The following is an 818-nucleotide window of genomic DNA, read 5'->3' as shown; positions in this document are numbered from 1 at the left end:
TTGCTTGATGTGGCAGTAGCGGCGCTCGATGACGTTGCGGCCCTTGTAGTCGGCGGCGTCGAGGCCGACGGGGCGTCCGCCGCGTGAGCCGCGGCGCTTGCGGTGGCCTTGCTGGTCGGACGGCTCGGGGATCACGGCCTTGATCCCGCGGGCGCGTAGATGCCCGCGGATCGCGCGGGATGAGTACGCCTTGTCACCCCGGACCGCGTCCGGACGAGTGCGGGGCCGGCCGACGGGACGGGCGACACGGAGGTGTCCCATCAGCGGCAGGAACATCGGCGAGTCCCCGGCCTGGCCTGCTGTCAGCAGCGCGACCAGCGGGAGCCCGTTGCCGTCGACGAGCTGGTGGATCTTCGTCGACAGGCCGCCTCGGGAGCGGCCGACCGCGTGATCAGGCGGCTCGACGCCCGGATTCGTGTGATTCGATCCAGCCCCCTGTGAGGCGCTTCGTGTTCGTCGCGTGCTGATGCGCGCGGGCGATCGTGGAGTCCACCGACAGCGACCACTCCACCAGCCCCGCCTCGTCCGCGGCGGCGGTGAGTGTGGCGAGCACCTTGTCCCAGGTGCCATCCGTGGCCATGCGGTGATGCCAGGTCCATACCGTCTGCCACGGCCCGAACACCTCCGGCAGATCCCGCCACGCGATCCCGCACCGATACCGGTAGACGATGCCCTCGACCATCAACCGCGCGTCCGCGAAGGGCCGTCCCCTGCGCCCGGTCGGGCGCGGCAGCATCTCCTCGAGCAACGACCACTGAGCATCCGAGAGCACCTGAAACCGCGTCACGACCTCAGACTCTCAGCGCGCCGCCGAACTA

1 pseudogene is annotated in these 818 nt (G+C 70.3%); it reads right to left on the bottom strand.

What is annotated here, in order from left to right:
* Nucleotides 1-787 (bottom strand): annotated as a pseudogene (locus tag B5M43_RS14905) (IS5 family transposase); the annotation flags it as partial.
* Nucleotides 788-818 lie beyond the last annotated feature (31 nt).

The organism is Microbacterium sp. MEC084 (assembly GCF_004514465.2).
Lineage (GTDB): Bacteria > Actinomycetota > Actinomycetes > Actinomycetales > Microbacteriaceae > Microbacterium.
This window is presented reverse-complemented; position numbering and strand designations above follow the sequence as displayed.